This window comes from Streptomyces sp. PA03-6a (assembly GCF_033792765.1).
Classification (GTDB): domain Bacteria; phylum Actinomycetota; class Actinomycetes; order Streptomycetales; family Streptomycetaceae; genus Actinacidiphila.
In genome coordinates, this window is record NZ_JARAVK010000379.1 from 1 (window position 1) to 6,126 (window position 6,126).

Below are 6,126 nucleotides of genomic sequence, written 5' to 3' on the forward strand. Positions count from 1 at the left end.
GGGCGGGCGAACCGGGAAGGAGAACGGGCTATTTCACGGGGTTACGCGCTCCACTCTTGACAACGTTGTCTGGAAAGGAACACGCTAACCGCGATCTACGGCAGGTGTGCCCTTTTACGAGTCCCCCATCCCTTTACGGAGCTTCCGCGTGATCCAGGACCTTCGCCCCAACACATGTATGGGGCCGGGGCGGTTGTCGCCGCCCCGCGTCGGCGATCGTGGCACCGCTTCGTACTGACCTGTCCCGACCTGTACTGGCCTGTTCTCCGGGTCGAACCGCCTCCTGGCGCCGTCCAGGACCGAGCCGCGGCGCGCCCCGACGTGATGCTCCCGACCTCCAATGACGAAAGGTCCCTCCGTGTCACCTTCCCCCTCTGCCCGCCATGTGTCCTTGCGAAGATGGGCCGGCGCGGCGATAGCCCTGTCGTTGCCCGTGGGGCTGCTGGCCGTCGCACCCTCGGTGGTTGCCGCGCCGCCGCCCGGCAACTTCAGTTCCTCCTTCGAGTCGGCCGACCCGCAGGCCGCGGCGAGCACCGTCGAGGTCGACGGCAGCGGCAAGCCGGTCCAGGAGAACCTGAGCGGATCGAGCTCCACCGCACTACCCGGCAGCCTGCTCGACCAGGTCAGCGCGGTGACCGCCAGCGCCGACAATCCGCCCGGGGAAGTCGCCTCCAACGTCAAGGACGCCGATCCGTCGACCAAGTGGCTGGCGTTCGCCAAAACCGGCTGGGTGACGTACCGGCTGGCCAAGCCCGCGGCGGTGGTGAAGTACTCGCTGACCTCCGCGAACGACGCGGCGGGCCGCGACCCCAAGGACTTCACCGTTCAGGGGTCGAACGACGGCAGCGCGTGGACCGACCTGGACACGCGGACGGGTGTGAGCTTCAGCGGGCGGTTCGCCACCAACACCTACAGCTTCAGCAACACGACGGCCTACGCGTACTACCGGCTGAACGTCACGGCGAACTCCGGTGACTCGATCCTCCAGCTCGCGGACTGGAACATCAGCGACGGCTCGAACGTCCTGCCGCCGGCCACCCCGATGGTCAGTGTCGCCGGCGCGGGACCGGTCAGCGGCTACAACATGAAGCCGGGGGCCGGGTTCTCCGGCGTGGCCTCGCTGCGGTACTCGGGCGGCGCGCGGGCCGACGGCCGCTCGTACGCGACCAACAAGCTCTTCGACGTCGACATCCCGGTCGGACCCAAGACCCGGCTGTCGTACAAGATCTTCCCCGAGTTCACGGCCAAGGACACCCAGTACCCGTCCACCTACGCGGCCGTCGACCTGCACTTCACCGACGGCACCTACCTGAGCGGCCTCTCGCCCGTCGACAGCCACGGCTACGCGCTCACCGCGGCCGGGCAGGGTGCGTCGAAGGTGCTCTACGCCGACCAGTGGAACGCGGTGCAGTCCGAGATCGGGGCGGTCGCAGGCGGCAAGACGATCGACCGCGTCCTGCTCTCCTACGACGACCCCAAGGCCACCGCCTCGACGCGTTTCCAGGGCTGGCTCGACGCCGTCACCGTGTCGGGCACCCCGACGCCGGTGGACGGCTCCAGCCTGACCAACTTCGTCGACACCCGGCGCGGCACCAACGCGTCCGGCGGGTTCTCGCGCGGCAACAACCTGCCGATCTCGGCGATGCCGAACGGCTTCAACTTCTTCACGCCGGTCACCAACGCCGCGTCCAACTCCTGGGAGTACGACTACCAGGCGGGCAACAACGCGGCCAACCTGCCGACGCTGCAGGGACTGGCGATCTCGCACGAGCCCAGCCCCTGGATGGGTGACCGCAACCAGATGTCGGTCATGCCGGTGCCGGCCGGGGGCTCGCTCACCGGAGCGCCCAGCGGACGCGCACTCGCCTTCAGCCACGACGACGAGATCGCGCGGCCGGACTTCTACCAGGTCACCGCGCAGAACGGCCTGAAGGCGCAGATGTCGCCCACCGACCACGGTGGCATCATGCAGTTCACCTTCCCGTCCGGGCAGAACACCGGAAGCCTGGTCTTCTACAACGGCACGTTCACCATCGGCACGGACGGCACCTTCACCGGCTGGGTGGACAACGGAAGCGGTCTGTCGGCCGGTCGCAGCCGGATGTTCGTGTCCGGCACCTTCGACCGGGCGCCGACGGCGACCTCCGCCACCTCCGCCACCTTCGACACCTCCGCGAGCCGACAGGTGACGCTGCGGATCGCAACCTCGTTCCTCTCGGTCGGCCAGGCGGGCAAGAACCTCGGCCTGGAGGTCACCGGGCAGAGCTTCGACCAGATCCACGACGCGGCCACCGCGACGTGGAAGGACCGGCTCGGCCGGATCGAGGTGCAGGGCGCGAACGAGACGCAGAAGGTCACGCTCTACTCCAACCTCTACCGGCTGAACCTGTACCCGAACTCGCAGTCGGAGAACACCGGCACCGCCGCCGCGCCGCACTGGCAGTACGCGAGCCCGGTGTCGGCACCGACCGGCACCTCGACCGCCACGCAGACCGGCGCCAAGGTCGTCGACGGCCAGATCTACGTCAACAACGGGTTCTGGGACACCTACCGCACCGTGTGGCCCGCCTACTCGCTGCTGTACCCCGACATCGCGGCCAAGATCTCCGACGGCTTCGTCCAGCAGTACCGCGACGGCGGCTGGATAGCCCGCTGGTCCTCACCCGGCTACGCCGACCTGATGACCGGCACCAGCGCCAACGTGGCACTGGCCGAGGCCTACCTCAACGGCGTCAAGGTGCCCGACCCGCTCGCCGCGTACGAGGCGGCGGTCAAGGACGCCACCGTCGCGTCCGGCCGCAGCGAGGTCGGCCGCAAGGGCATCGAGAACGGGCTGTTCCTCGGCTACACGCCCACCTCCACCGGCGAGTCCGTGTCGTGGGCGCTGGAAGGCTTCATCAACGACTACGGCATCGGCAACATGGGCGCGGCCCTGGCCGACGACAAGTCCGTGCCGAAGGACGACCGCAAGCGGATCAAGGAGGAGTCGGCGTACTTCCTCCAGCGCGCCCGCAACTACGTCAACCTCTTCGACAAGGACAGCAAGTTCTTCGAGGGACGCCAGGCCAACGGCACGTTCCTCACCGGCGACCCGCTCGACTGGGGCGGCGCCTACACCGAGACGAACGGCTGGAACTTCGCGTTCACCGCGCAGCAGGACGGCCAGGGCCTGGCCAACCTCTACGGCGGTCAGAAGCAGCTGGAGCAGAAGCTCGACCAGTTCTTCTCCACCCCGGAGAACGCCGACCACCCCGGTGGGTACAACGGCACGATCCACGAGATGCTCGAGGCGCAGGCGGTGCGCCTGGGCCAGCTCGGCATGAGCAACCAGCCCTCGCACCACATCCCGTACATGTACGACTACGCCGGTGCGCCGTCCAAGACGCAGGCGATCGTGCGGGAGATCCTGCAGCGCCTCTACGTCGGCGACGAGATCGGCCAGGGCTACCCGGGTGACGAGGACAACGGCGAGATGTCGTCGTGGTACATCCTCAGCTCGCTCGGCATCTACCCGCTGCAGGCCGGCTCCTCCCACTGGGCCATAGGCTCGCCGCAGTTCACCAAGATGACCGTCCACCGCACGAGCGGCGACATCGTTGTCAACGCGCCGGACAACAGCACCAAGAACATCTACGTGCAGGGTGTGAAGGTCAACGGCAAGACCCAGCGCGCACTGTCCGTCGACTCGGCCAAGCTCGTCCACGGCGGCACGATCGACTTCGCGATGGGCTCACAGCCCTCGTCCTGGGGCACCGGCAAGAAGGACGCGCCGCCGTCGCTGACCAAGGGCACAGACGTGCCCAAGCCCTTGCAGGACACCACGGGTCCGGGCCTCGGCACCACGACCACCAGCGACGGGCAGGACGCGTCGAAGCTGTTCGACGACTCGTCGACCACGCAGATGACCTTCGCCACCGGCGAGCCCCAGATCGACTGGGTCTACCGCGGCGGCAAGCAGAGGCCGTCGTACTACACCCTCACCTCCGGTGCGGGCGCGGGCGACCCGACGGACTGGAAGCTGCAGGCCTCCAACGACGGGATCACCTGGACCACGCTCGACTCGCGTCACCGCGAGGTGTTCCCGTCCCGCAACCAGACCCGGCCGTTCAAGATCGGCAATCCGGGCACGTTCGCACGGTTCCGCCTGGTCGTGAAGGAGACCGCCGGCGCCGCGCAGACCAGCCTCGCCGAGGTCGAACTGCTCGCGGGCGGCGACGTCCAGCTCGGTGGCGGCGACCTCACGGTCGCCGGCGTGAGCAGCGGGCTGCACGCGACGTCCGGCGTCGCGGTCTCGGCACCCCTGGCCACCGTCACCGGGGGCACCGCGAGCGGCTACCAGGCCACGGTCGACTGGGGTGACGGCTCGCCCGTCACCACGGGCACCACGGCTCTGAGCTCGCGGGGCGTGTACAGCGTCAGCGGTACGCACACCTACGCCAAGCCCGGTTACTACCAGGCGAACGTCACGGTGACCGACGGCACCGTCCAGGGCTCGGGCACGGTCGGGGCCGACGTGGCGTACGCGCCGAGCTCCAGCCTCACCGCCGCCTTCGACACCCTCTGCATCGGGGACGAGGGCGCGCTCGCCGCGAACTGCGACAGCAAGTCCTGGGCGTACTCGCGTGCCGCTCTCAAGGCGGCCGGCGTGACCCAGGGCCAGCAGCACGACGTGCCCGGCACGGCGCTGCACTTCACGCTGCCGCAGACCCCGGCGGGCCAGCCGGACAACGCGACGGGCAACGGCAGCACGCTCGTGCTCAACCTGCCGTCCGACGCGAAGAGCATCTCGTTCATCGGCGCCGGCACGCAGGGCAACCAGAACACCACCGGCACGGCGACGTTCAGCGACGGCAGCACCGCCACCGTCCCGATCCAGATGAGCGACTGGACGCTGGGCGGCAACGCAGGCGGCACGCCGTCCTTCGGCAACATCGTCGTCGCCAAGTCCGCCTACCGGCTGCTCGGCACGAGCCGGGACGGCGCCCAGCCGTTCCTGTTCGCCACCACGCCGTTCCAGATCCCGGCGGGCAAGACGCTGGTGTCGGTGACCGTGCCCAAGCAGACCGGCGACGCCGGTTCCGCCGGCCGGATCCACGTGTTCGCCGTCGCCCACGACGGCACGCCGGCGCCCGCGCTGGTGACCACCACTCCCAAGGACCGGACGGCCACCCCGGGGAAGGCCCTCGCGGCGGACCTCGGTTCGGTGACCGGCGGCGTTCCCGGACCGACGGGCTACCAGGCCCGCGTCCAGTGGGGTGACGGCACGGTTCCGTCCGACGCCACGGTCGACGCCTCCGGTGCGATCAGCGCAGAGCACACGTACGCGCAGCAGGGCACGTACACCGTGCACTTCACCACGTGGGACACGCTGTCCAGCAGGACCGAGACGTTCACCGTGACCGTGGGGAAGGCGGCGCTGCAGCCGTCGATCTCGGCGTCGGCATCCACCACCGTCGAGGCCGGTGACGCGATCACCGTCAACGGCAGCGGGTTCGCCGCCGGCGAGCGCGTGACCGTCAAGCTGGGCACCAGCCCGGCGCGCAGCGTGACGGTCGAGGCCTCCGCGACGGGTGCGGTCCACGCGTCCGTGGCGGCGTCCGACGACGCGCAGCCCGGCCGGTACGCCATCACCGCGGCCGGCACGTCCTCGCGGACTCCGGCGACGGCCACCGTCCGGGTGACCGATGAACCGCAGGCGCGGACGTACCGACCCGACGTGCTGTTGTCGACGACGTCGGGGCCGCGCGCCACGGCGATCGTCGTCAACGCCAGCGGATTCGCGCCGAACGAGGCCGTGAGGATCGGCTTCGGTGACGGCCTCGCCATCATCACCGTGCACGCAAACGCCGACGGTGTGATCCACGGCGCAACCATCAGCGTTCCAGGGACGGCCAAGCCAGGTCCGACCGCTGTCACACTGGCCGGCGCCGATTCGGCGACCCATGTCCGGCTGCACTTCCAGGTCACCGACCAAAACTGACCCGAACCGAGCTGGACCGAGCCGGACTGAGCTGAACCAATCAAAGCCGCCGGTGGGCAGGGCCGTGATCACGGCCCCGCCCACCGGCGCTTTTCCGTGCCCCCCCCGCGGGCACGGGCGCGGCGCACGGGCATCGCGGGCACGGC

At 69.6% G+C, this 6,126-nt stretch carries 1 protein-coding gene; it reads left to right on the top strand.

Features of this window, described 5'->3' with window-relative positions; translation table 11 throughout:
• Window positions 1–391 precede the first annotated feature (391 nt).
• Window positions 392–5,980, top strand: coding sequence for a GH92 family glycosyl hydrolase (locus tag PV350_RS43440; protein ID WP_500338892.1), 5,589 nt, complete (start codon window positions 392–394; stop codon window positions 5,978–5,980).
• Window positions 5,981–6,126 lie beyond the last annotated feature (146 nt).